23 protein-coding genes are annotated in these 24334 nt (G+C 54.3%); 5 read left to right on the top strand and 18 right to left on the bottom strand.

Annotated features, from left to right (window positions below; genetic code table 11):
* Positions 1-119 precede the first annotated feature (119 nt).
* The 4 genes from hxlA to METH11B_RS0117285 form a co-directional block, all read right to left on the bottom strand.
* The gene (gene hxlA, locus METH11B_RS0117300) at positions 120-767 is read right to left on the bottom strand and encodes a 3-hexulose-6-phosphate synthase (RefSeq protein ID WP_036276114.1); all 648 of its coding nucleotides are present in this window, start codon (positions 765-767) and stop codon (positions 120-122) included.
* A 221-nt stretch (positions 768-988) separates the two neighbouring features.
* Positions 989-1570, bottom strand: a complete 582-nt coding sequence (locus METH11B_RS0117295) for a UbiX family flavin prenyltransferase (RefSeq protein WP_020483624.1) — start codon at positions 1568-1570, stop codon at positions 989-991.
* An 11-nt stretch (positions 1571-1581) separates the two neighbouring features.
* Positions 1582-2526 carry a prolyl aminopeptidase gene (pip, locus tag METH11B_RS0117290; protein ID WP_026603092.1) on the bottom strand — a complete coding sequence of 315 codons (945 nt, stop codon included), beginning with the start codon at positions 2524-2526 and terminating at the stop codon, positions 1582-1584.
* Positions 2527-2595: 69 nt separating this feature from the next.
* Positions 2596-3501: a hypothetical protein gene (locus METH11B_RS0117285; protein ID WP_026603091.1), complete on the bottom strand. Its 906-nt coding sequence runs from the start codon at positions 3499-3501 to the stop codon at positions 2596-2598.
* Positions 3502-3815: 314 nt separating this feature from the next.
* Between METH11B_RS0117285 and METH11B_RS0117280 the strand changes: the two genes are divergently transcribed.
* Both METH11B_RS0117280 and METH11B_RS0117275 read left to right on the top strand, forming a co-directional pair.
* On the top strand, positions 3816-4919 hold the full coding sequence (locus METH11B_RS0117280; RefSeq protein WP_026603090.1) for an NAD(P)/FAD-dependent oxidoreductase: 1104 nt from the start codon (positions 3816-3818) through the stop codon (positions 4917-4919).
* Positions 4916-5932 carry a quinone-dependent dihydroorotate dehydrogenase gene (locus METH11B_RS0117275; RefSeq protein WP_026603089.1) on the top strand — a complete coding sequence of 339 codons (1017 nt, stop codon included), beginning with the start codon at positions 4916-4918 and terminating at the stop codon, positions 5930-5932. The genes METH11B_RS0117280 and METH11B_RS0117275 overlap by 4 nt, the downstream gene beginning before the upstream one ends.
* 78 nt (positions 5933-6010) lie before the next feature.
* Here METH11B_RS0117275 and METH11B_RS0117270 read toward each other — a convergent pair whose 3' ends face one another.
* The 7 genes from METH11B_RS0117270 to METH11B_RS0117240 form a co-directional block, all read right to left on the bottom strand.
* Positions 6011-6772 (bottom strand): ABC transporter permease, encoded by a 762-nt coding sequence (locus tag METH11B_RS0117270; RefSeq protein WP_026603088.1) that lies wholly within the window; start codon positions 6770-6772, stop codon positions 6011-6013.
* A complete protein-coding gene (locus tag METH11B_RS0117265; RefSeq protein ID WP_026603087.1) occupies positions 6769-7713 on the bottom strand; it encodes an ABC transporter ATP-binding protein in 945 nt (314 codons plus the stop codon). The genes METH11B_RS0117270 and METH11B_RS0117265 overlap by 4 nt, the downstream gene beginning before the upstream one ends.
* Positions 7714-7821: 108 nt before the next feature.
* Positions 7822-9279 (bottom strand): efflux transporter outer membrane subunit, encoded by a 1458-nt coding sequence (locus tag METH11B_RS0117260; RefSeq protein ID WP_026603086.1) that lies wholly within the window; start codon positions 9277-9279, stop codon positions 7822-7824.
* 120 nt (positions 9280-9399) lie between these two features.
* Positions 9400-12486: an efflux RND transporter permease subunit gene (locus tag METH11B_RS0117255; RefSeq protein ID WP_026603085.1), complete on the bottom strand. Its 3087-nt coding sequence runs from the start codon at positions 12484-12486 to the stop codon at positions 9400-9402.
* Entirely contained in the window at positions 12483-13820 is a 1338-nt protein-coding gene (locus tag METH11B_RS0117250) for an efflux RND transporter periplasmic adaptor subunit (protein WP_026603084.1), read from the bottom strand. The genes METH11B_RS0117255 and METH11B_RS0117250 overlap by 4 nt, the downstream gene beginning before the upstream one ends.
* A gap of 3 nt (positions 13821-13823) precedes the next feature.
* Positions 13824-14279, bottom strand: a complete 456-nt coding sequence (locus tag METH11B_RS0117245; protein WP_026603083.1) for a PaaI family thioesterase — start codon at positions 14277-14279, stop codon at positions 13824-13826.
* Between the two features lie 96 nt (positions 14280-14375).
* Positions 14376-15191: an oxidoreductase gene (locus METH11B_RS0117240; RefSeq protein WP_026603082.1), complete on the bottom strand. Its 816-nt coding sequence runs from the start codon at positions 15189-15191 to the stop codon at positions 14376-14378.
* Between the two features lie 102 nt (positions 15192-15293).
* On the opposite strand from METH11B_RS0117240, the gene METH11B_RS0117235 reads away from it, so the two are divergent.
* On the top strand, positions 15294-15737 hold the full coding sequence (locus METH11B_RS0117235) for a winged helix-turn-helix transcriptional regulator (RefSeq protein ID WP_026603081.1): 444 nt from the start codon (positions 15294-15296) through the stop codon (positions 15735-15737).
* Between the two features lie 92 nt (positions 15738-15829).
* Positions 15830-16555, top strand: coding sequence for a glutathione S-transferase family protein (locus tag METH11B_RS0117230; RefSeq protein WP_026603080.1), 726 nt, complete (start codon positions 15830-15832; stop codon positions 16553-16555).
* On the opposite strand, the gene METH11B_RS0117225 is transcribed toward METH11B_RS0117230, so the two are convergent.
* Positions 16516-17472 (bottom strand): LysR family transcriptional regulator, encoded by a 957-nt coding sequence (locus METH11B_RS0117225; RefSeq protein ID WP_026603079.1) that lies wholly within the window; start codon positions 17470-17472, stop codon positions 16516-16518. The genes METH11B_RS0117230 and METH11B_RS0117225 overlap by 40 nt on opposite strands.
* Before the next feature lie 430 nt (positions 17473-17902).
* Between METH11B_RS0117225 and METH11B_RS0117220 the strand changes: the two genes are divergently transcribed.
* Positions 17903-18382: a tautomerase family protein gene (locus METH11B_RS0117220; RefSeq protein ID WP_026603078.1), complete on the top strand. Its 480-nt coding sequence runs from the start codon at positions 17903-17905 to the stop codon at positions 18380-18382.
* A gap of 102 nt (positions 18383-18484) precedes the next feature.
* On the opposite strand, the gene pmbA is transcribed toward METH11B_RS0117220, so the two are convergent.
* From pmbA to METH11B_RS0117190, 6 genes are read right to left on the bottom strand one after another with little or no spacing between them, the layout of a single operon-like run.
* Positions 18485-19816: a metalloprotease PmbA gene (gene pmbA / locus METH11B_RS0117215; RefSeq protein ID WP_026603077.1), complete on the bottom strand. Its 1332-nt coding sequence runs from the start codon at positions 19814-19816 to the stop codon at positions 18485-18487.
* A 58-nt stretch (positions 19817-19874) separates the two neighbouring features.
* Positions 19875-21314 (bottom strand): metalloprotease TldD, encoded by a 1440-nt coding sequence (tldD, locus tag METH11B_RS0117210; protein ID WP_026603076.1) that lies wholly within the window; start codon positions 21312-21314, stop codon positions 19875-19877.
* Between the two features lie 43 nt (positions 21315-21357).
* On the bottom strand, positions 21358-21822 hold the full coding sequence (locus METH11B_RS0117205) for a hypothetical protein (protein WP_026603075.1): 465 nt from the start codon (positions 21820-21822) through the stop codon (positions 21358-21360).
* A gap of 2 nt (positions 21823-21824) precedes the next feature.
* Positions 21825-22691 carry a 23S rRNA (adenine(2030)-N(6))-methyltransferase RlmJ gene (locus METH11B_RS0117200; RefSeq protein ID WP_026603074.1) on the bottom strand — a complete coding sequence of 289 codons (867 nt, stop codon included), beginning with the start codon at positions 22689-22691 and terminating at the stop codon, positions 21825-21827.
* 38 nt (positions 22692-22729) lie between these two features.
* The gene (locus METH11B_RS0117195; protein ID WP_026603073.1) at positions 22730-23080 is read right to left on the bottom strand and encodes a DMT family protein; all 351 of its coding nucleotides are present in this window, start codon (positions 23078-23080) and stop codon (positions 22730-22732) included.
* A complete protein-coding gene (locus METH11B_RS0117190) occupies positions 23077-24324 on the bottom strand; it encodes a multifunctional CCA addition/repair protein (protein WP_026603072.1) in 1248 nt (415 codons plus the stop codon). The genes METH11B_RS0117195 and METH11B_RS0117190 overlap by 4 nt, the downstream gene beginning before the upstream one ends.
* Positions 24325-24334 lie beyond the last annotated feature (10 nt).

Genomic DNA, 24334 nt, shown 5'->3' with positions numbered 1-24334 from the left:
AGCCGGCTCATGATCGACCGTGCCCGGTAAAAACTGGGGGTTATAACGAACGAAAGGACGAGTGGCGTTAACCACCCGTCCTTAATATTTCCTAAAAACTAGGTATTGCCAAAGCTGGCTTATGCAGCAGCAGCGTCAACCAGTTCGCGGATTTCGCGAGCAGCTGTTGCTGGGCATGGCGCGCCATAGATAGCAGCACCGACAACGATGATGTTCGCGCCAGCTTCAACGACTTGTTGTACAGTCGCTTGTTTGATACCGCCAGCGACAGAGATACGCACATTCAGGCCCAAACGAGCGATGTCGTTCAGATCGGTAAATGGTGTATGACCGGCTGCTTGCGCGTCCAGACCGGTGTGAATACCAACGATTTGCGCGCCCAATTTAACGGACTCTCTCGCGCATTCGGCTTTGTCGGCAACGTTGATCAAGTCGATTTGAGTTTCAGCGCCGTGTTTTTTCGCGGCTTTGATAACGCCGGCGATAGTGGCCAAACCGGATACGCCCAGTACGGTGCAGATGTCCGCGCCAGCAGCATAGAAAGCACCGGCTTCGTATTCGCCTGCGTCCATGGTTTTCAGGTCAACCAACAACAATTTATCTGGGTAACGCTGTCTCAGTTCTTTAACCAGATTGATACCGTTGTATTTGATGCAAGGAGTGCCGATTTCAAAAATATCAACATAAGGCGCTACTTTATCAGCCAATTCGACAGTTTGGTTGAAATCCAGTGAATCCAACGCCATTTGAATTAATGGTCTTGCCATATTTATGTGCTCCGATTGTTATAGTTACAGTTATTGTTTTAAGACCCACCCCCCGACCAAAACGCCATTTTCAGGTCATTAAGTCGAGAGCGCCGCAAGCCTTTGTCGATGGGCAGTTTTCGCGAGTGCGGCAACTCTAAATCAGAATAAGGCACCCTGTCAATTGAAGACCGACTATTTACTCAGTAAAAACCTTGTATTCAGTCCGGACCGATAAAAACTTAACCGTCCAGACCGGTCCATGGTTTGAAAAGACCGGTCGCATCAACCCCAAACATATCCAGGATTCGACCCACACCTTCATCAACCATCGCCCTTACGGAATCGGTCTTGTTGTAAAAAGCCGGCATCGGCGGATAGATAATCCCGCCCATTTCCGTGACGCTGGCCATATTGCGGATATGCGCCAAATTTAACGGGGTTTCACGAGGCACCAGCACCGTTTTGCGGCGCTCCTTCAATGCCACGTCCGCCGCCCGAGAAATCAAGTTGTCGCCAAACCCATGCGCCACAGCCGCCAGGGTTTTCATCGAGCATGGCGCAATCACCACGCCCTCGGTCTTGAAAGAACCGCTGGCAATACAGGAGGCAATATCGTTTATGCCGTGCGTAACATCCGCCAACTCATACAAGGTAGCGCGATCCATATCCAGCTCGTATTTTAGATTAACGAAACCAGCTGTCGATACGACGAGATGAGTTTCCCATTCGTCTCGCTCCCGCAACACTTGCAGCATCCGGACGCCGTAGATGGCCCCGGTAGCGCCGGTCATGGCAATAACCAGTCGTTTTTTGTTGCTCATAATTCCCTTGTCTACGCTAAAAGCTTGGCCATTTCATCGGTCGCGGATACCAAAGCATCGATCATTTCGTCGCCCCGCGCAATGTGCCCGGCATTCGGCAACACTACGTAACGAGATTGCGGTAAGGCCTGATGCAGGCGCCAGCCGGCTTCTATAGGACAGGTCAAATCGTTTCGGCCGTGAATGATGATAGTCGGTATCGCCTGTAACCCTGCACAGTTTTCCAGGATTTGATTTTCGCGGATGAAATAATCATGTATGGCATAAGACAATTCCATTTTTACTTGCCGCAACATCTGCTCGCTGACCGACTCCATACTCTCCAAATAGTCATTCCCCAGAGCCACTTGTCCGCTCCAAGCCTGCCATTGTTGAGCAGCGCGCCTGGCGGCGTCCTGATCGGCACCGAAAATTGCCTCCACCAATCGCTCCAAAACATTGGCGTCCGGCAAATTGGGCAAATTATCCAATAAGACCTGCCAACGCTCCGGATAGATTTTATTGACGCCGTTTCCCAGAAACCACTCCATATCGGCCTGCCTCGCCAAAAACACGCCGCGCAAGATCATTGCCAACACGTGACTCGGATACTGCTGAGCGTAAAGTAACGCCAAGGTCCCACCCCAGGAACCGCCGAATAACAACCATTTTTCAATACGTAACTGACTGCGGATACGCTCCATATCCGCCAATAAATCCTGAGTGGTATTGCCTTGCAATTCACCAAACGGCTCCGATAATCCGCAGCCACGCTGATCCATCAAAATAATATGATAGTACTCGGGATTGAAAAACCGCCGATGATCCGGCTTGGTACCGGAACACGGACCGCCATGCAAAAATATCACTGGAATGCCGGCCGGATTGCCGGATTGCTCGACGTAAACGCGATGCTCGCTATCGGTTTCCAGAAAGAAAGTATGGAAGGGCGAAACGTCCGGATAGAGGGTTTTCATTGTTTTTCATCCATAAAAAAAGGGAAGGCTGTTACGCCTTCCCTTTTTGCGTGCTAACTAAGCGTCAACTTAGAATTTGAAACCTAAATAACCGCCAGCACTGAAACCGTCGGTAGGTGTACCGTCCAATTTGCTGGTTGAGTAGTGGTAACGCACATCTGAACCCAATACGATGCCTCTGAAGATGTCGTATTCGGCACCGGCGCCGAAGTTCATGCCGGCGTTCAGCACGGAAACCGCGTTGGATGGAACGCCCAGGATGTTGATATCCAGACCGACCGGAATGATCCATGGACGCAATTTGCTGTCATGCATGAATTTAATTTTTGGTGAAGCATTGATTCTCAAGCGGGCATCGGTTGCTTGAGTGTTGTCTGTAATCGCCGTAGCATTGCCGAGTGACGGCACAACGTAACCACTTGATACGGTGTTTGCACCAGTACCGTATTGGGCATATTCAATACCCAACTCAACTTCAAAAGAAGTGTCGTCCATCAAACCGAACAGATCGTTGTTGACGTTAAAATCAAATGCACCACCGAAGTAAAAGCCTTCGTTGTTTTGGTTATTCGACAAAAATGCGCCATTATGCGTTGGAAAAACAGTGCTTCCTCTGGCATGATCCAAAGCTTGCCAACCGCCACGAACCGCAACCAAGTTGTCTTTAGCAGACGCTTGAGCAGGTGTTGATTTAACAGAGGCCATCCATTGATCCAGCTCTTGAACTTTTGCACTGGCAGCAGTAGAACTAGAAGTTGAAGATTTAACGCGGCTCAACTCGGCTTGCATGGCTTGCATTTGATCAGCCATTTGTTGCATTTGCGCTTCCAGAGCTTCGGTTTTTCTCGCCGCCGCATCAGCTACGCGCTCAGCGCTGGAACCAGCTGCTTGTGCTTGTGGGGCAATGAATGCTCCAGCCATTGTCAAAGTCGCTGCGGCAACGCCCAGCGCTAATTTGGTTTTAGTAAAACTCATTGTTGTTCCCCCCAAGGGTAGTTATTGTTAAGACTGAATTGGCTTTATAGCAACACAGGATTTCTTCACGTGGGCAATAATAGCAGCAAAACACTAGCCTTACAAGTTTTAAGTCTATTTTTTTTACTCAAAAACTTTGTTTTATATCAATAAGATACAAATACTTTATAAACTATAATCCATATTTGTCAAAAATTAACAACAGCCATTTGCTTTTTTACACACCCATCGACAATCGGCAAACCCTATCTAAATACGCCGGCTTCGTGTTACCTTAAAAAAGCCTTCTTACACCCGTTTTCCTCGGCATTTGCATGACCACACACCTGGATATTCTGATCATCGGCGGCGGTATCAGCGGCCTGTTAGCCGCACGAGAACTGCGCCTTGCCGGACGCGACGTGACGATCCTCGACAAATCCAAACCGGGCCTGGAATCCTCATGGGCCGGCGGCGGTATTTTGCTGCCGATTTATCCTTGGCGCCAAGCCGCTGCGATCTCCGAATTAGCCGTCAACAGCTTAAAAAAATACCCCGCCTTAAGCCAGGAACTGCTGGCCGCTACCGGTATCGATCCCGAGTGGTATGACTGCGGCATGCTGATCTGCAAAAACCCGGACTACGAACAAGCTATACAATGGTGCGAACGCTACCGCATCGACTGCCAGCCTGCCGCACCGAGATTAACCGAGCCGTTTACCAGCAATCTCGACCAACCGCTGTGGCTGCCGGGAATTGCCCAGGCCCGCAATCCAAGATTGTTGAAATCGCTCCACGCTTACTTAATCCAAGCAGGCGTGCAATTTCTGGACACTACCGAAATTCGTAAGATCAACATCGCCAACCGCCAAGTTGAGAGCATTGAAACCACCGACCGGCGCTACTCCGCACAGCACCTGATCGTCAGCGCCGGCGCCTGGACGACCGATTTAATGCAGGATTTATTGCCCGATTGGCCGGTAGACTTGCAAATCAAGCCGGTCAGAGGCCAGATGCTGCTGTTCGACGCCACGCCAACCACCCTGCCTTATATGGTGTTGGACGGAGATCAATATTTGATCCCACGCCGCGACGGAAAAATCCTGTCGGGCAGCACCGTGGAGCAAGCCGGCTTTAATAAGATCACTACCGAAGACGCCAAACAACAGCTTTACCAATTCGCCACCGAATTACTGCCGACCTTGAAAAACTATCCGGTTTGCCATCATTGGGCAGGCTTGCGCCCCGGCAGTCCGCAAGGCATCCCCTCTATTGGACAGCATCCCGACATTGACAACCTCAGCATCAATGCCGGCCATTTTAGAAATGGTTTGGTAATGGGGCCGGCATCCGCAAAATTGTTGGCGGATCTGATTCTGGATCGCCCCACCGAAATAGACCCGACCCCGTATTCGCTAACTCGAGCAACCGCACCATGAACCTTTATCCTTTGCTACGCCCCCTACTGTTCTCCCTGGACCCGGAAACCGCGCATCATGTCACGCTGGATTTGTTAAAGCTGGCCAAGCAAACCGGCTTGTCGGCTTTGAGCAGACCAAGATCCAGCGGAAAGCCGGTTAAGGTGATGGGCTTGAACTTTAAAAATTCGTTGGGACTGGCAGCGGGCTTGGATAAAAACGGCGACTATATCGATGCGCTGGCCGAGCTGGGTTTTGGCTTTATCGAAATCGGTACCGTCACCCCGCGCCCGCAACCCGGCAACCCCAAGCCACGCCTCTTCCGCCTACCAGAACATCAAGCCATCATTAACCGGATGGGCTTTAACAATCTGGGTGTCGATCATTTACTGGAACAAGTCGACAAATGCCAGTATCGCGGAATATTGGGCATCAATATCGGTAAGAACGCCGACACCCCGCTGGAAAACGCTACCGAAGATTATCTGATCGGCTTGCGCAAAAGCTACGCGGCAGCAAGCTATATCACGATCAACATTTCCTCGCCCAACACCAAGAATTTGCGCCAATTGCAGCAAGGTGACGAGATCAAGCAATTGTTAAACGCTTTGAAGGAAGAACAACTGAAACTTCAGACGGCGCTGGGCAAATACACGCCCATCGCGGTGAAAATCGCGCCGGATTTAAGCGATGAGGAAATTAGCCACATCGCGGCATTGCTGTTGGAATTTGCTATCGACGGCGTGATTGCCACCAACACCACCATCGCCCGCGATAAAATCCAGGGGCATATCCACGCCAACGAAGCCGGCGGCTTGAGCGGCGCACCGGTTAAAGACAGTTCGACTCGGGTAGTGAAAGGCTTGGCGGCGGAATTGAACGGCAAACTGCCGATTATCGCGGCCGGCGGCATTCTCAGTAGCGCAGACGCCCAGGAAAAACTCGCGGCCGGCGCCAGCCTGGTGCAGATCTATAGCGGCTTGATTTATAGAGGCCCGGCGTTGATCGAAGAGATACTGAGCGCCATCCGATAAACCAAAGGGTACGCGGTGCGTACCCTAACAAGCTATTCCTTGGTGGAGTGATGAAGCGCCGTCTAGGTTGCTTCAGACTCAATTTCTGATCTTGTACCCGGTTTTAAATACCCACCAAACAAAAATCAAACAGACGCTCAGAAAGCCAAACGTCATGCCTATGCTCATTGCCACATCCACGTCGGCCATGCCGTAAAAGCTCCAGCGAAAGCCGCTAATCAAATACACCACCGGATTGAACAAAGTGACGTTCTGCCACAAGGGCGGCAGCATATTGATCGAATAGAACGCGCCGCCCAGGAAGGTCAGCGGAGTCACAACTAACATCGGCACTACCTGCAATTTCTGAAAACTGTCGGCCCACAGGCCGATAATGAAACCGAACAGACTGAAGGTCACGGCCGTCAGCAGCAAAAAGCCGATCATCCACAGCGGATGAGCTATCTCGTAAGGCACGAATAGGCGGGCTGTGCCCAAAATCAGCAGGCCCAACAGCACCGACTTGGTCGCCGCCGCCCCCACATAACCCAACAGCACTTCGATCCAGGACACCGGTGCCGACAGCAACTCGTATATCGTACCCGCCCATTTGGGCATGTAAATGCCGAACGAGGCGTTGGAGATGCTTTCGTTGAGCAGATTCAGCATCACGAGGCCGGGAATGATGAAGGCGCCGTAGCTAACGCTGTCGATGTCGCCCATCCGCGAGCCAATGGCTTTGCCGAAGACGATGAAGTACAACGACGTGGTCAGCACCGGCGCGGCGATGCTTTGCGCCAGCGTGCGAAAGGTGCGGGCCATTTCGAAGCGGTAAATGGCGCGGATGCCGTAGATGTTCATGATTGCGTCCCTTGTGATTGGTGGACCAGGCTGACGAAAATGTCTTCCAGCGAGCTTTCGCTGGAGCTAAGGTCTTTGAAATCGATACCGTGCTCGCTTAGCCGGCGCAGCAGTTCGGCAATACCGGTCTCTTCTTCCTGAGTGTCGAAGCTATAGACTAAGCGTTGGCCGTCTTCTGTCAGCGTTAACGCCCAGGCGTCAAGCTCAACCGGGATCTCGGTCATGGGCTGGCGCAAAGTCAGCGTGAGTTGTTTCTTGCCAAGCTTACGCATCAGTACGGCTTTGTCTTCCACGACGATCAGTTCGCCCTTATTGATGACGCCGATGCGGTCCGCCATATCTTCGGCTTCTTCGATGTAGTGGGTAGTTAAAATGATGGTGGTGCCATTGGCGCGCAGTTCGCGCACCATGCGCCACATGTCGTGGCGCAACTCCACATCGACCCCGGCGCTAGGCTCATCCAAAAACAATATCGTCGGCTCATGCGCCAGAGCCTTGGCGATCAGCACGCGGCGTTTCATACCGCCCGACAGCGACATGATTTTCGCATCGCGCTTGTCCCACAACGATAAATCGCGCAGCACTTTTTCCAAATAAGCATGGTTGGGCGGCTTGCCAAACAGTCCGCGGCTGAAATTAACCGTGGCCCACACCGACTCGAAGGCGTCGGTGTGCAGTTCCTGAGGCACCAGGCCGATGGCGGCGCGCACGGCGCGGTAGTCCCGCACGGTGTCGTGGCCGTCGGCGATGATGCTGCCGGCACTGGCGTTGACGATGCCGCAGATGACGCCGATCAACGTGGTTTTGCCGGCGCCATTGGCGCCGAGCAAAGCAAATATCTCACCGCGCTTTATGTCCAGGTTGATGTTTTTCAGGGCTTGCAAACCGCCAGCATAGGTCTTGTTTACGCCGCGTATGGAAATAATGGGGTCGGCATTCATGGACAATTCGTGTTTAAGGGTTGCCGATAAGGTTTCGTCATGTGGTTTTCCTGTATATATGATCTTGAGATGACTTTCGTTGATATTGCTATTACTGGTAACGGCTAGCTATCGAGACCTTGTCGATCCGCCCACCGATGAATCGACTGTCCAGCCGCCGCCGAAAGCTCGGTACAGCGACACCATTGCCACGCCGACCGCGGTTTCGGCTTTGGCGCGTTCGTCGTCAGCGGCGAGCTTACTGCGTTGGGCATCCAGAACGGCCAGATAATTCCCCGCTCCGCGACTATACAACGCATCGACCAACCGGTAAGCTTTTTCCGCCGAGGCTTCCGCTTCAGTCAATCGGCCGAAGCTATCGGTCGCGGCACGATGGGCGACGAAGGCGTTTTCCACATCCTCCAATGCCAACAAAAAAGTCTTCTCGTAATTGGCCGCGACTTGTTCCAGCCGGGCATCGGCGGCGGTAATGTGGGCGCGGATGCGACCGGCATTGAAGATAGGCGCGGAAAGGCCGGAGCCCAGCGCATAAACGCTATCGGCCAGACTCGGAAAACCGCCGACCGCCAATGCGCCGACGCCACCACTGACCGACAGCACTAGCTTTGGATAGAGATCGGCCCGCGCCGACCCAAGGCCGGCCGCCGCCGCGCTGACTTCGGTTTGCGCCAGGCGCAAATCGGGCCGCTGTGTCAACAAATCCGCCGGTAGCAGGTTCGGCATGGCCGGCGCTTGTTTCGGTAACGGGCCAACAGCGGCCAAGCGGTTTCCTAGGCTTTCCGGCGGCTCGCCCAATAACACGCCCAAACGATGGATCAGGTTTTGCTCGGCGTTGGCCAGTCCCGGCAGCGTCGCTTCGGTGCCCTGCAACAGCATTTCCTGGCGGGCAAGGTCCGCCTCGTTAGCCAGTCCGGCTTTAACAAATGCCTGCAATGTCCGCAAGCGTTCGCGTTGCAAGGCGATATTGTTTTGCAGAATGCCGGTGCGTTGCTGCACGCCGCGCAGCTGCAGATAGTTGCTCGCCACTTGGGCCAGCAGACCGACTTGCGCCGCATGCAAGCCTTCCTGGCTGCCTTCGGCTTGCGCGGCGGCGGCTTCCGCTTCCAAATGCCGACTGCCGAACAAGTCGATTTCCCAGCGCGCCGCCAAGCCGCCGCTGACCGCATCGGCGGTAGGTGTAATCAATTTGATGCCCTGCCCGCTTGGTACGCCGACGATGCGGTCGATGCGTTTTTCCCGGCCGCCGGACAGCGAGAAATCGAGGCTGGGATACAGCGCCGCTTCGGCGACGGTGACCATCGCGTTGGCTTCGCGAACGCGAGCGGTGGCGATTTTCAGATCGTGGTTGGCGGCCAAGGCTTTGTCTATCAACTCGTTCAGCAAGGGATCGTTGAAACCTTGCCACCAAGTCGTCAGGTCAACCGCATCGGTGGCTTGAGCATTAGCCGCGTGTTGCCATGCTGCCGGGCTATTGAGCGCTACCTGGTCCCCGACGCGGGTCGGCGTACAGGCGATTAGACTAGCCAGGGACAGTATGGTTAGCGATGTTAAATATCGATTATTCATTGTAAAACTCCGTGGTCGCATCGCGCGGTACCCGCGAGGATTATCGTAAAAGCGGGGTTTATTCCTTCTCCCCTTGGGAGAAGGTTAGGATGAGGGCATATAAAACAAAGCCTTATCCCCTCACCCCAACCCTCTCCCGGCGGGAGAGGGAGTTTTTGCGTCGGTACGCTCCACCCTGAACCAAGCCGCATACAACGCCGGCAGGAAGAACACCGTCAACACGGTCGCCACCGTCAGCCCGCCCATGATGGCGATAGCCTGCGGGCCGAAGAAATCGTTACGCGACAGAGGTATCATCGCCAGAATGGCCGCCGCTGCGGTCAGCATGATCGGCCGGAACCGCCGCACCGTCGATTCGACGATGGCCGACCAGGTGTCTAGCCCTGACTGTTCATCCTGATCGATCTGATCCACCAAAATCACCGAGTTGCGCATGATCATGCCGGCGAGCGCCAGAATGCCGAGTAGGGCCATGAAACCGAACGGCGCGCCGAACAGCAGCAAGGCAAAGGCTGCGCCGATTACGCCCAGCGGTGCGGTGCTGAACACCATGAACGTCCTGGACAGGTTCTGCAACTGCATCATCAACAGGACCAGCGTGACGATCAGCACCAGCGGAATCCAGATCAAAATCGATTTTTGCGCGGTCCAGGCATCTTCCTTGGCCGCGCCGGTCTCAATGAAATAGCCGGCCGGCAACTGCTTTTGTATGGTCTCAAGCTTGGGAACGATTTGCGCCGCCACATCGGGTGCCAGCATGCCGTCGGCCACATCGGCGCGCACCGAGATGGCTGGGAAGCGGTTGCGCCGCCAACGCACGCCGTCCTCGAACACGGTCTCGAACTTGACGAACTGCGACAGCGATACCGACTTGCCATTGGCCGTACGAACCGCGACGTCCTGCAATTCGTCGGCTGCGCTGCGCAATTCGGGGCTGGCCCGCCAGACGATGTCGATCAACTTATCCTGCTCGCGCAGTTGCCCGACCGGTATGCCGGCGTAATGCGCCTGCAAGGCTTGCGACAGGCTGGCGGTCGACACGCCAAGCGCCCGGGCTTTGTCCTGGTCCAACATCAGGCGAAATGAAGGCATGCGCTCATGCCAGTCGTCGTTGACGTCCACGGTATTGGGATTGGCGCGCACGACCTCGGCTACCCGGTCGGCAATGCCGCGCACGATGTTGGGGTTTTCGCCGAGCACGCGGAACACCACCGGATAATCCATCGGCGGCCCGACATTCAGGCGCATCACCCGGCCGCGCACGTTCGGGAAATCCGTGGTTAATGCCTGCCGGACGCGCTGCATCACCCGCTCGCGGGCCACGTTATCCTTGGTCATTACTACCAATTCGGCCAGATTGGTGTTCGCCAGTTGCTGCACGATCAGCAGGAAAAACCTCGGCGTGCCGCTGCCGACATAGCTGGCGACATGTTCCACGTCCTCGTCCTTGGCTAATAGCGCTTCCATCCGCTTGGCCGCGGCTTCGGTTTGTTCGAAGGAACTGCCCTCCGGCAACCACAAATCGACGATGACTTCCGGCCGATTCGACAAAGGGAAGAACTGCTCGGGAACATGAGCTAAGGTCACGATACCGAGGCCGAACAAAGCCAGCGTGGCGATAATGACTTTTTTGCGGTGTGCTACGCAGGCATCCACCCAGCGGCGCAACCGGTTATAAAAAGGCGTATCGAACAAGTCGTGAACCGGACCGTCGGCGTTGCTGTGTGTCTTGAGGATGAGAAATCCCAAATACGGGGTAAACACCACCGCCCCTATCCATGACAGCAGCATCGAAATACCCACCACCTGAAAGATCGACACCGTGTATTCGCCGGCTTGCGACTTAGCTAAACTAACCGGTAAGAAACCGGCGATGGTGATCAAGGTGCCGGTCAGCATCGGAAAAGCGGTAGCGCTGTAGGCATAGGTCGCCGCACGAATCCGGTCCCAACCTTCTTCCAGCTTGCGGGCCATCATCTCGACGGCAATCATCGCGTCGTCCACCAACAGGCCCAACGCGAGGATCAATGCACCCAAGGAAATCCGTTGCAGATCAATGCCGCACAGCAGCATGACCAGCAAGGTGGCGGCCAGCACCAGCGGCACGGTCAGCGCCACCACGGAACCGGTGCGCCAACCCAGGCTCAAGAAGCTGACCACCAACACGGTCGCCAAGGCTTCGAAGAAAGTGCGACCGAATTCCGCCATCTGGTTTTTCACCACATGCCCTTGATTGGCGACCGGCTCCACGTCCAGTCCGATTGGCAACTCGCTTGTTACGCGGGCCAGCGTCTCATCCACGGCTTGCTCCAGGTCGATCACGTTGCCTTTCTTGTTCATCGTCACGCCCAGGCCAAGGGCCGGCTTGCCGTTGAAACGCATCTTGAATTCGGCGGGATCGACATAGCCGCGCGTTACCTGGGCGAAATCTTTGACCTTGAAGGTCCGATTTGCGATGCGTACCGCCATATTGGCGACGCTGTCTTCCGAGTCGAACGAGCCAGTCAGGCGTATCGGCAGATTGCGTTGCGCGGAAAACACCGTGCCGGCCGGCGCCATGCCGTTCTGGGCCTGCAAGGCCTGGGCAACCGCCGCCGTATCCAAGCCCAGTTCGGCCAGCTTTTTGTCGGAAAACTCGACGAAAATCTTTTCGTCCTGTACGCCGATCAGATCAACCTTCTCAACAGCCTTGACCCGCAACAATTGTTGGCGCACCGAATCGGCAGCCAACTTCAGCTCGGCATAACTAAAACCCTCCCCGGAAAAGGCGTAGATCAGGCTATAGGTATCGCCGAATTCGTCGTTGAAAAACGGCCCTATGCTGCCGGGCGGCAAGGTCATGCGAATGTCGTCGACCTTTTTGCGCACCTGATACCAAAGCTCGGGAATCTCCTTGGGCGGCGTATCTTCGCGAGGCGTGACAAAAATCACCGATTCGCCGGGTTTGGAATAACTGCGCAGATAATCCAGATTGGGCAGTTCCTGGATTTTCTTTTCCAGTCTGTCGGTCAACTGTTGCTCGACTTCCAGCGCGGTGGCGCCGGGGTAGAGGGTTTTGACCACCATGATTCGAAACGTGAATGGCGGATCTTCCTGCTGGCCCAGCTTGTAATAAGCGAACACGCCGCCGAGCACCACCAATGCCAGCATAAAACCGGTGAAGGAGCGATGCTTGAGCACCCATTCGCTGAGGTTGAATTCTTTCATAGCTGTGCCTTATTTAGATTTTCCTGGCCACCGTGATTCTTAGGCAATCCCGATCCTTCCGGCAAGCGAACAGCTTGCCCCTCGGCCAGACGTTGCACGCCGGCGCTGACCAACAATTGACCGGCGGCGAGGCCCTCGACGGCAATGCGTTCGCCGGCCAGTGTTTCGCCCAGCTGCACCGGCACGGATTTGACGGTGGCAGCCTGCTCGTCGACCAACCAGACAAACGGATGATCGGGCTGATTTTGCGGGGTATAGACGGCGGAAAGCGGGATGGCGATGCGGGAAGCGGTGTTCGCCGCGATATGAACGGTCGCCGACATGCCTAATTGTGCGGCGTCCAGGCCTTCCAGCAAGCTTGCCTTGACGCGGTAGGTGCGACTGGCCGGGTCGGCCGCCGAGGCGATTTCACGGATTTTAGCCTTGAGCACCCGTTCGTCGTCCAACCACAAAGACACGCTAACGGCTTGTTGGCGTTGGATTTCCGTCAGGCGATGCTCGGGCACGTCGAAATGGATTTCCTTTTCGTCGAGCTGGGCCAGCGTCACCACGGCCTGACCGGCAGCCATTACTTGCCCCGCCTCGACAGCCAAGGCCGTGACCACGCCGTCGCGGTCAGCATGCAATTCGGTATAACTCAGCTGGTTGTTCGCCTCGGCCAATTGCGCTGCCAGCGCCGCCGTCCGCTCCCGCGCCGTGTTATAAGCGGTTTCGTGCCGCTCGAACTCCGGCTGACTGATGACTTGCTGGGTCAGCAATTCGCGGTATCTCACCAGATCGTCCCGCAAGAAAGTGCTGTCGGCCTGCGCGGCAGCCAGTTGAGCCTTTAGACCTTGCACGGCAAGGTGGTAATCGTTGCCGTCCAGTATGGCCAGCAGTTGGCCTTTACGTACCGAGTCGCCAACATCAACTTTGCGCTCCAGCAGTTTACCGGCCACTCGGAAGGATAACGGCGTCTCGATTCTTGCCCTGACTTCCCCGGCAAAGCTTCTAGCACCTGCAACGGCATGGTCCTCGATCCGAAACACTTTCACCGGGCGGGCAACCGCTGGCGCTGGTTTGTCCTGGTCGCTGCATCCGACGCTGATCGTCAGTGGCAGCAACAAAACGGCCAAAAACCGGGCATTGGCTGCGCATCGGAACTGAGGCCGGTCACGGCGGGTGGGCATTAACGGGATGTTGGGTTTCGGCATGTTGCTTCCTCCTTCGGCAAAAGGTTCGGTACTATTCGAAATAATCATTCGATGCTGTTTGCTATCAGTATCTCGGCGGCCAACCGGCATCAATAGCCGCGCCGAAATAGCGCTGTAATTGTTCGGAAAAGAAATGGTCATCACTTAGCCTCTTCGCCCGAAGATCAATAATGTCGATGTGGCCGAGGCATAGAGTCGGTCTTCAGCATCAATGAGACGTGCCTCGGCAAAAGCAGCCCGCCTCCCTAACGACAAAACCCTGCCTTCCGCTCTGACTAAGCCCGTGTTCTTGGTCATGGCCTTGTGATAGGAAACCTTCAACTCCAAGGTGGTGTAGGCCTGTCTCTCGGTTAGTCTGGAATGGACAGCGCAGCCGCAGGCGGAATCCAGCAAGGTGGCCGCATAGCCGCCGTGAACGGTGCCCAGAGGGTTATAAGCATGTTCGCCGGGCTTGCCGGCAAACACGGCTTTGCCTAAGTCGACCTCCACCAGCTCAAAATCCAGCGACACCAGTATCCCCGGCTTATCCCCCGAGGCCATCAGCACCCGCAACTGGTCAAGGCCATTGCGCTCGACATCGGTTTTGATCACTAAATTCATACGGCTACCGTCCCTTCTCCGATATGCAGAATCGCGGCGGGTACAGTCGACGTGGCATTGTTTGAACAATGAATCATGTCCTTATCCTTCCGTTATTCAGACTATCGGCAGCTGGTTAAACTTGCGTAAGCTCTTGTCTACCAAGGCTTCCGGGAGGAAACGACGCAGAAAACGCACTTGGCTTGCCTGTTTTCCGGCGGTGTAACGTCTTCTGGGTAGTGCGTCAGTCGCGGCTTTTAATATCGTACTGGCCACTACGTCCGGCGCATCGCCCGCATTCACCCCTTTACGCATCAGTGCCGCCATGTCGCTACGCACAGAGTCATAGACGGCAAGCGGTTGATCGGGCTTGGTTAAGCTTGCTTCGAATGCGGTGCGGGTAAACGCCGGTTCAACCAGCACCACCCGGATGCCGAAGGTGCGCAGTTCGTGGTCTAGCGATTCGGAGTAACCTTCGACCGCATGCTTCGTGGCGGCATACAGAGCGTTGTAGGGAGACGGAATCAGACCCAAGACCGAGCTGATATTGATGATGCGGCCTTTCCCCTGCCTGCGCATGGTCGGCAACACGGCATTAGTGACGCGGGTGATGCCGAACACATTCACGTCAAACAAAGCCTGAGCCTGCGCGGTGGAGGACTCTTCCGCGCCGCCGAGTAGGCCGACACCGGCATTGTTGACCAGCAGATCGATGCGTCCGGCCTGCTTCATGACCTCGGCGACCATGTTGCTTACCGATACTTCGTCGGTGACGTCGCAGGTCAACATCGTGATGCCGTCGGCGCTGGCAAGCACTTTGCGGCTGGTGCCAAATACTCGATAACCTGCTTGTTGCAGGGCATTGGCGGTTACCAGCCCAATTCCCGAGGATGCGCCGGTGATCAGGGCTACGCCAATGTCTTTATTGCTCATATCAAATCTCCTTCTGAGGTGGATAGTCTGTCGACTAAGTGTTACTATCATTTTGAAAGCAATGTTACTATCAAAATGAAACCAAGTCACTACTAAAAGCGTATGAACGATAAAAATATTTGTGATGAGCCGTGTCCTATCGCGCGTAGCCTGGCTTTCCTCGGCGATGAATGGAGCTTATTGATCCTACGAGACGCCCATTTCGGTCTAACCCGATTCGATCAATTTCGGAAAAGTCTCGGCATCGCACCGACGATGCTGACCCGGCGCTTGGCGACGCTGACGGAGGAAGGCATGTTGGAAAAACGGTTGTATTCTGAGAGGCCGCCGCGTGAGGAGTATGTGTTGACGGCCGCCGGCCGCGATTTCCTGCCGGTGCTGATCATGATAGGCGCCTGGGGTCGCCAATACCGTAGCGGCGGCAAGCTGGTATATATCGAGGACGCCGAAACCGGGCAGGAAATTAAACCGGTGGCCATCGACGAGGTCACGGGCGCAAAGATAGGTTCTCGGCCGATACGCTTTGTGCTGCCGGAAAATAGCTAATTTTTGGCCGATTTCTCAGTATTGGCTGGCTATGTCTAACATTTCTAAGAGACATGTCGCCGATTTTTAGAGAGGCATAAACAAAGTTCCGCATGATTACGTTGTATCAATTTCCCAGAGCCTGGAGCATTCCCAATCCGGGCCAGTTTTGCGTAAAGCTGGAAACGTATCTGCGCATGGTCGGCATCGAATATCGAATCGCCGAAACCCTGCCGCTTTATGCGCCATTGGGCAAGCTACCTTTCATAGAAGACAACGGCTATAAACTTGCCGATAGCCGGATGATTATCCGCTATCTGCAACAACATTATGGCGATAGCCTGGATGCGCATCTGTCAGCCGAGCAAAACGCCCTGGCCCTGGCTTGGCAACGCTTATTGGAAGAACATTTGTATTGGGTATGCATGTATAGCCGTTGGCAATACGGAGCGGAGAACTGGCAAATCAATAAGCAGGCGATCTTCCAAGGCCTGCCGCAACCCATGGCGGACATGGTAGCCGCGATCTATAGGCTGCGGATTCGCGGACAGATGCGCGGCCATGGGATTGGCCGGCTAGCCGCCGCCGACATTTTCGAATTGGGCAAGCACGATGTGGTGGCTCTTTCCGCCGCGCTTGACGGCAAGACGTTTTTGTTGGGAAACCGGCCCAGCAGTATCGATGCCTCGGCCTTCGGCGTATTGATCAATCTATTGGCCTGTCCGGTCAGCTCACCGGTTAAGGACTATGCCTTAACGCAATCTTCGTTAGTCGATTATTGCCGGCGCATCCAGACTCGCTATTTTCCTGAGCTGGGCGAACCGAAGTTTGGCGAATGATGGTCCAGCGCGGCGCAAGCGGCGCGAATTTCATCGCGTAGCCAGCGGTTGGCAAGATCCTGGTCTTGTAGCGGATGCCAGACCATGACCGTGTCGTAATGCGGCAAATCTAACGGCAAGGGCACCAATTGCAGCGGCAAGTTCCGGGCGAATTGCTCGGCAGTGCGTTTAGGAAAAGCCATGACCATATCCGTTTGCGCCACGATCAACAATGCGGACAGAAAATGCGACACAGTCAGCGCCACCCGCCGCTCCCGACCGCGTTCCGCCAACCAGGCGTCTACTTGTCCCATGCTGGCCCCAGTTCTGGATACCAGAATATGCGGCAGGTCTATATAGTCTTCCAGCACTAATGCCGCAGTGACCCGGGGGTGACCAATGCGAGCCATGCAGACCATGAAATCGTCGAACAAGCGTTCGGAATTTAGATGCTTGGGCGCATTCAGCATCACGTCAAAACCCAGTATCAGGTCTATATCGGCTTGCTCCAGCGCATTGAAAGGAAAACGGCTGCTGGTACGTTTGAAGTGGATATCCACGCCCGGTGCTTGCCTGGCAATACGCGGCGCCAATATGGGCAACAATAAGGCTTCCACGTAATCCGTCGCCGCAATATTAAAGGCGCGCCGGCAAGTGGCGGGATCGAACGGCGCCGGTGCGCGAATCAAACTTTCCACCTCTTTAAGTACCGTCGCCACGGGTTCCACCAAAGACAGGGCCCGCAGCGTCGGCGTCATGCCCGCCGGGGTTTTTACCAACAACGGGTCTTCCAATTGTTGCCGCAAACGCTGTAGTACGTGGCTCATCGCCGATTGGCTAATAAACATTTTTTCCGCCGCCCGCGACACATTGCGTTCCTTCATCAGCAGATCGAAGGCGATCAATAGATTCATATCAAACGTTTTTAAGTTGGCCATGGCTGGGATTCCAAAATGTAAACGCGGGTTATGTTATCGAAAATACCTGGGGTGTTTGGCATCAAATATTTTCATAGGCGCATGAATACAAAGCATTTTACCGTTTGCCTTCTCAGGCATAGATTTATCCCCGACGCAGCCGCCAACGTTTAGTTTCTACTCAAGGAACCTGCATCAGTTTCCCCCAAGGAATTTGCAAGTTAACGTGGCTGCGGCGTCGCCTCGCTCTCTATCGTGCAGCAAGCGTCTGATATTGCCGGGAGGTATATGGCAAACGCGTTTGCCAATCATGATGTTGAGCCGATGGTCGGAGAAAGGGCGCTCGCAAAACATTGACGATAAACGTCGGGTTTTGCCGGAACGCTAATTCGGAAAAACAAGGTGGTCAATAGGATCGCCAACACTTAATTTCAGTTACAGGAGAATCATCATGCCTTTGTGGAAAGTCTATCATCCCAGCGCAGCCTTCAGCGCGGACGACAAACAAGAGCTGGCTGAACGAATCGTAAACATATATGCGGCTGTACCAATCCCAAGATTTTACGCGGTAGTCATTTTCGAAGAAGTGATTAAAGGCAATTGTTTCGTCGGTGGTGTGCGGAATGACAAGTTTATTCGCTTCAAGGTCGACCAAATCGCTCGAACGCTACCGGGTCCCATCATACGAGAATGGTGGATGCGAACGCTTGACGAAGTCATTGCACCCTTTGTTAAAGAACGCGGTTTCGATTGGGAAATTTCGATTGACGAAACCCCATTTGATCTTTGGTCACTACAGGGCGAATTGCCTCCGCCCTTCGAATCGATAGCGGAAAAGCGCTGGGTTGAAGAAAACAAGGCCAGCCCTTACACGTACCAAGAAAAACTACCCTCAGGTCACTTTTTATTGACCCCAGGCGTAACGGGTTGATTGATGATTAATCCGTGATAAATAGGGCTGGGTAAATGATTCCAAAGGGGGCTGGGGCGCTTAGACATATATTATCGGCCGCACAGAGAACCCAGAGAACATTTACTCGCCCGCAATCGCCATCCGCTCCAGCAAGATCGAACCAACCCGGATATTGCCGCGCAAATCCACATCGTTGCCGATGGCGACGATATTGCGCAGCATGGACTTTAAATTGCCGGCAATGGTGATTTCTTGCACCGGATACTGGACTACGCCGTTTTCCACCCAAAAGCCGGATGCGCCGCGCGAATAATCGCCGGTCACCCGATTAACGCCCTGCCCCATCAACTCGGTCACCAACAAACCGGTATCCAGCAATTTCAGCATGCCGGCAAAATCGTGACTGCCGGGCTCGACGGTCAGATTGTGCACGCCGCCGGCATTGCCGGTGGTTTGCATGCCCAACTTACGGGCCGAGTAGGTGCTGAGTACGTACGATCTTAAAATACCGTCGCTGACAATATCTCTGGCTCTGGTCGCGACACCTTCGGAGTCGTAACTGGCACTGCCCAGCGCACCGCGCAGGAACGGTTGCTCATGAATCCGCACGAAGTCCGGCAAAATTTGCGTATCCAGCGTATCCAGCAAAAACGAAGATTTGCGATATAAACTGCCGCCGCTGATCGCACCGATCAACGCGCCGATCAAACCGGACGCCATTTCCGACGCGAATAATACCGGACATTGCCGCGTACTGAGACTACGCGCATTGAGGCGGGCTATGGTGCGTTGCGCGGTTTTTTCGCCGACTTGTCTAGCCGATTCCAGGCCGTTGGCATTGCGGGCCACGCTATACCAATAATCGCGCTGCATCGCATCGCCGCTGCCGGCCAACACCGAGCAACTCAAAGAATGCCTGCTGGACTGGTAACCTTGCAAAAACCCCAGGGAATTACCGAATACCCGCGTGCCTTGATGCGTGTTGACCGACGCGCCTTCGGAATTGCTAATCGCCTTATCGTAGCCGCGCGCGATGTTTTCACATTCGATGGCAATGTTTATCGCCTGTTCGGCATTAATGTCCCAAGGATGATTCAAATCCAAATCAGGGAACTCGGTAGCCAGCAACTCGGCATCCGGTAAGCCGGCATAGTCATCGTCGCTGGCGTAACGGGCGATGCTGCAAGCAGCCTTGACGGTTTCTTTCAAGGAATCGGAAGAAATATCGTTGGTGCTGGCGGAACCTTTTTTCTGCCCGAAATAAACCGTGACGCCTATGCCTTGATCGCAGTGATACTCGACGGTTTCCACTTCCCCCAAACGCGCCGACACAGACAGTCCGTTGTCGACACTGAATGCTGCTTCAGCGGCACTGGCACCTTGATGCTTGGCTTCGTCCAACAGCTGCTGAACGACATTTTTTAAGCGATTAATTTCTTCCTGATTTTGCACGGTAAGTCTCTTAGAATTCGATTACATGTGTGGGCCGAAGCATGTTGGCCCGGGGCAATTAAACGCTGGTGCCGCCGACGGTCAAGCCGTCGATTTTCAAGGTAGGCTGACCGACGCCGACCGGCACGCTTTGCCCGTCCTTGCCGCAGGTACCGACGCCGCTATCCAGGGCCATGTCGTTGCCGACCATCGATACTTTCGTCAATACGTCAGGACCGTTACCGATCAGCGTCGCGCCTTTCACTGGGCGGGTAATTTGGCCGTTTTCGATCAGATAGGCTTCGCTGGTGGAAAACACGAATTTGCCGGAGGTAATATCGACCTGGCCGCCACCGAAATTCCTAGCGTACAAACCTTTTTTAACCGAGCGGATAATCTCCTCCGGGTCGCTGCTGCCGGGCAACATGTAGGTATTGGTCATGCGCGGCATCGGCAAATGCGCATACGATTCGCGGCGGCCATTGCCGGTGGGCTTCACGCCCATCAAGCGGGCATTGAGCTTGTCCTGCATATAGCCTTTCAAAATGCCTTTTTCGATCAACACGGTGTTTTCGGTAGGCGTGCCTTCGTCGTCGATATTCAAGGAACCGCGCCGCCCAACTAAGGTGCCGTCGTCGACCACGGTGCATAAATCTGAAGCCACCCGTTCGCCGACGCGACCGCTAAATGCGGAAGTGCCCTTGCGGTTGAAATCGCCTTCCAGGCCGTGCCCGATGGCCTCGTGCAGCAAAATGCCCGGCCAGCCCGGCCCCAACACCACGGTCATATTACCGGCCGGCGCTTCCTGGGCCTGTAAGTTGACCTGTGCCAAGCGCACCGCTTCGCGGCCGTATTCAAAAGCCCGGTCGTTTTCCAGAAAGAAACTGTAATCACTGCGACCGCCGCCGCCCATGCTACCCGGCTCGCGCCGACCATTTTCGACCATAATCACCGTCACGTTCATCCGCACCAAGGGCCGCACATCGGCAGCCAGGGAACCATCCTGATTGGCAATCAAGACACTGTCATAGGCCGCAATCAAACTGACCATCACTTCTTCGATACGACTGTCCAACTTGCGAGTTTCGCTGTCGACGCGTTTCAATAAATCGATTTTTGCTTGATCGTCCAGTGACTTTAAGGGGTTCAGCGGCTGGTACAACTGCGGCCAGCTCTTGGCAACTTCGATCTGACGCTGCGCCTGCTGTCCTTGTCTGACAATGGCTTTGACGTTGTTAGCGGCTTCCAGCAAAATCGGCAATTCGATGCGATCACTGTAAGCAAAACCGGTTTTGTCACCGCTGACGACTCGCACACCGGCACCGTGCTCTATGGAATGACTGCCTTCCTTGATGATGCCGCCTTCCATGGACCAGGATTCGAAATGACTGGACTGAAAGTAAATATCCGCCGCATCGACAGGTACGCTGAGCAGCGTCGCCATCACTCGATCTATATCCTGGGTTTGCAAGCCATTGACGGCAAGAATGGATTGGGTAACTTGTTCTAGTAATGGCATAAGAAAATTAAAAATAAAACGGTTTCGTCAAGGATGCGCATAATCACATCACGAAAAATGAAGCGATATAAGCAACAGCCACGGCAGTGACGGCAATAGCCACTTTGTCCCTTATCGTCAGCGACAGCCAGTACAACTCTAATTCGGTTTTCCGCCGCACCCAGGTATTCAGCAGCATTTGTTTAAAAGATGCCCAAAGCCGGGGCACTAATTTCGAGAGTCGATAAAACCCAAACCAAGCAATGGTGACCAAAATATAAAACGTCACCACCTGGCTGCCGTGGCGGTCGGACTCGAATAAATACTCGATGATTTCACCGATATCCAAAACGTGGAATACCAGTTCGACCGCTTCTTCAATGCCTAGCTCGACGTACTCGAAGACTACATGAAATCCTTCGAACACCAGATGCATCAATTCACCCAGCAGCTCCAGCGTCACATCGTACATGACGATAGCAAGTACCACAAAACCGACGATGATCAAGTCGAGATTCTTTCTAATCATGACTAATTCCTTACCGCACTCGCCGCTATCGACTCCGGCACCTGCCATTCGACTTTCCAATACCCCTTGCTGTCCGCCAAGGCTTGATTCAACCAAGGCAACAAGGCTTCCGCCTGGCTATCCAGCTGCCAAGGCGGATTGATAAACAACATGCCGGAACCGGTCATGCCGCGCCCCGGGCCATCATCGGCTATGCAGTGCTCGATCCGCAACTGGCGGGGTATACCGGTTTGCGCCAATTGCCGCATAAAGTTTTCGGTCGCCGCGCGGTCGATGACCGGATACCACAGCGCATAAATACCGGTAGCAAAGTGCTTATGTGCGGTGGTTAAAGCCGCAACGATTTTTTTATATTCGTCGCGCATTTCGTAACTGGGATCGATCAAGATTAAGCCGCGCTTTTGGATAGGCGGCAACTTCTTGCTCAAGTTTTGCAAGCCATCTTCTTTGGCGACAGCCACCTGTTTGTCGCCGGCAAACAATTGCTGGAGAGCTTCTACATCGCTACTGTGCAATTCCGACAATACCAATCGGTCTTGCGCCCGGACCAAGCGCTTTACCAATTGCGGCGAGCCAGGGTAGCGCACTAGTTGCCGCCCGGTATTTTCCGCGCGCACCGCGGACAGATAATCTTTCAATTCCGGCGGCGCATCCTGACTGTCCCAAAGCTTGGCTATACCTTGCTGATATTCGCCGGTTTTTTGGGCAAACTCGGATTTAAAAGAATATTTACCGGCGCCGGCGTGGGTATCGATGTAAACAAAAGGTTTATCTTTTTGCTTGAGTGTGTTGATCGCCAGCGTCAGCAGACTGTGCTTTAACACATCGGCAAAATTGCCGGCGTGGAACCCGTGACGATAACTAAGCATGCTGTCTACCCATTTTTATTATTCCAATCCGTTCAAATTCAGCTTAATTTGGCTCTGAACATAAAAAACACCGCACCCAGCAAACATAAACCGGCCCAGAGATAATCCAGTTTCAACGGCTCTTTCATGTAATAAACCGAGAAAGGTACAAAGACGCTCAGCGCAATCACTTCCTGCATAATTTTCAGCTGGGCGACACTGCACTGCGTGTAACCGATGCGATTGGCGGGCACTTGTAACAGATATTCGAACAGCGCGATGCCCCAACTGATAAATGCGGCCAGCAACCAGGGTTTGTTATTCAGTTCCTTCAGGTGCGCGTACCAGGCAAAGGTCATGAAGACATTGCTGCAAATCAGTAATCCGGCGGAGATCAGGATGGCATTCATGCTGATTCTACTGTTGGGTGCTGATAGCCTTGTTTGTAATCGCTGATGGCTTGGGTCCGCAACTTCCGGATGGCAAGACCAATCTGTTCGCCTTGCAAGCCTTTCAGCAAAGCAGCCGAGGTATCGACGGCTGCCGCGGCCATGGCCGCCGAACGAATGTAGTCAGCTTGCGGGTAGGGCCTGTCTTCGAATCCGGTTCGGCCGCGCGCGTCGGCTTCGCAAGCCTGCAAAAATTCCTCCAAGCGACTATCGGGCTTGAACGCGCCCAGGGTTTGCAACATATCGGTCAAGGTATCCGCACGTAATTCCAAAGCCCTGTGGCAATGTGTGTGATATTGCATGACCTGCGCGCACAGCGATTTAAAATTATTCGGCACCCGCAATCTTTCGCACAGTTTGGTCAGCACCGGCAAACCTTTTTGCTCGTGGCCGTGATGGCTAGGCCAATGCTGGCTGGGCGTCAAGGCCTTGCCTAAATCATGCAACAAGGCCGCCAAGCGCACCTCGGCCTTATCGGAAAGCCGCGCGGCTTGCTCCAGCACCATCAATGAATGCACGCCGGTATCGATTTCCGGATGATATTTCTCCGGTTGCGGCACCTCGAATAAAGCATCGATCTCCGGAAAAACCACTCTCAATGCGCCGCAGTCTTTCAGTACCTGAAAAAACGCCGCCGGTGTCCGCTCCAGCAAGGCTTTATGCAATTCCGCCCACACTCGCTCGGCAACCAAAAAATCAGTTTCGCCAGCGGAGACCATCTCGCGCATCAGTTGCAGTGTTTCCTCAGCGACAGAAAAGCCCAAATGGGCGTACCGGGCCGCAAAGCGGGCCACGCGTAAAATCCGCACAGGATCTTCCACAAATGCCGCAGACACATGTCGCAGAATCCGACTATCCAAATCCCGCCGCCCGTTGTAGGGGTCGATCAATGCGCCGTCGGCATCAATTGCCATTGCATTGACGGTTAAATCCCGTCGCAACAGATCCTCTTCCAATGTCACATCCGTAGCCGCATGCACCGCAAATCCCTTGTAACCGGGGGCAGTTTTACGTTCGGTGCGCGCCAAGGCATATTCTTCGTGATCGATAGGATGCAAAAATACCGGAAAGTCTTTGCCAACCGGCCGAAAACCGGCGGCCAGCATGCTGTCCACAGTCTCACCGACCACCAGCCAGTCACGCTCCTTAACCGGATAATCCAGCAAACGGTCGCGAACTGCGCCGCCGACCAGATACGTTTTCATGCCTTACCAA

The sequence above is a fragment of the Methylomonas sp. 11b genome, assembly GCF_000515215.1.
Lineage (GTDB): Bacteria > Pseudomonadota > Gammaproteobacteria > Methylococcales > Methylomonadaceae > Methylomonas.
This window is presented reverse-complemented; position numbering and strand designations above follow the sequence as displayed.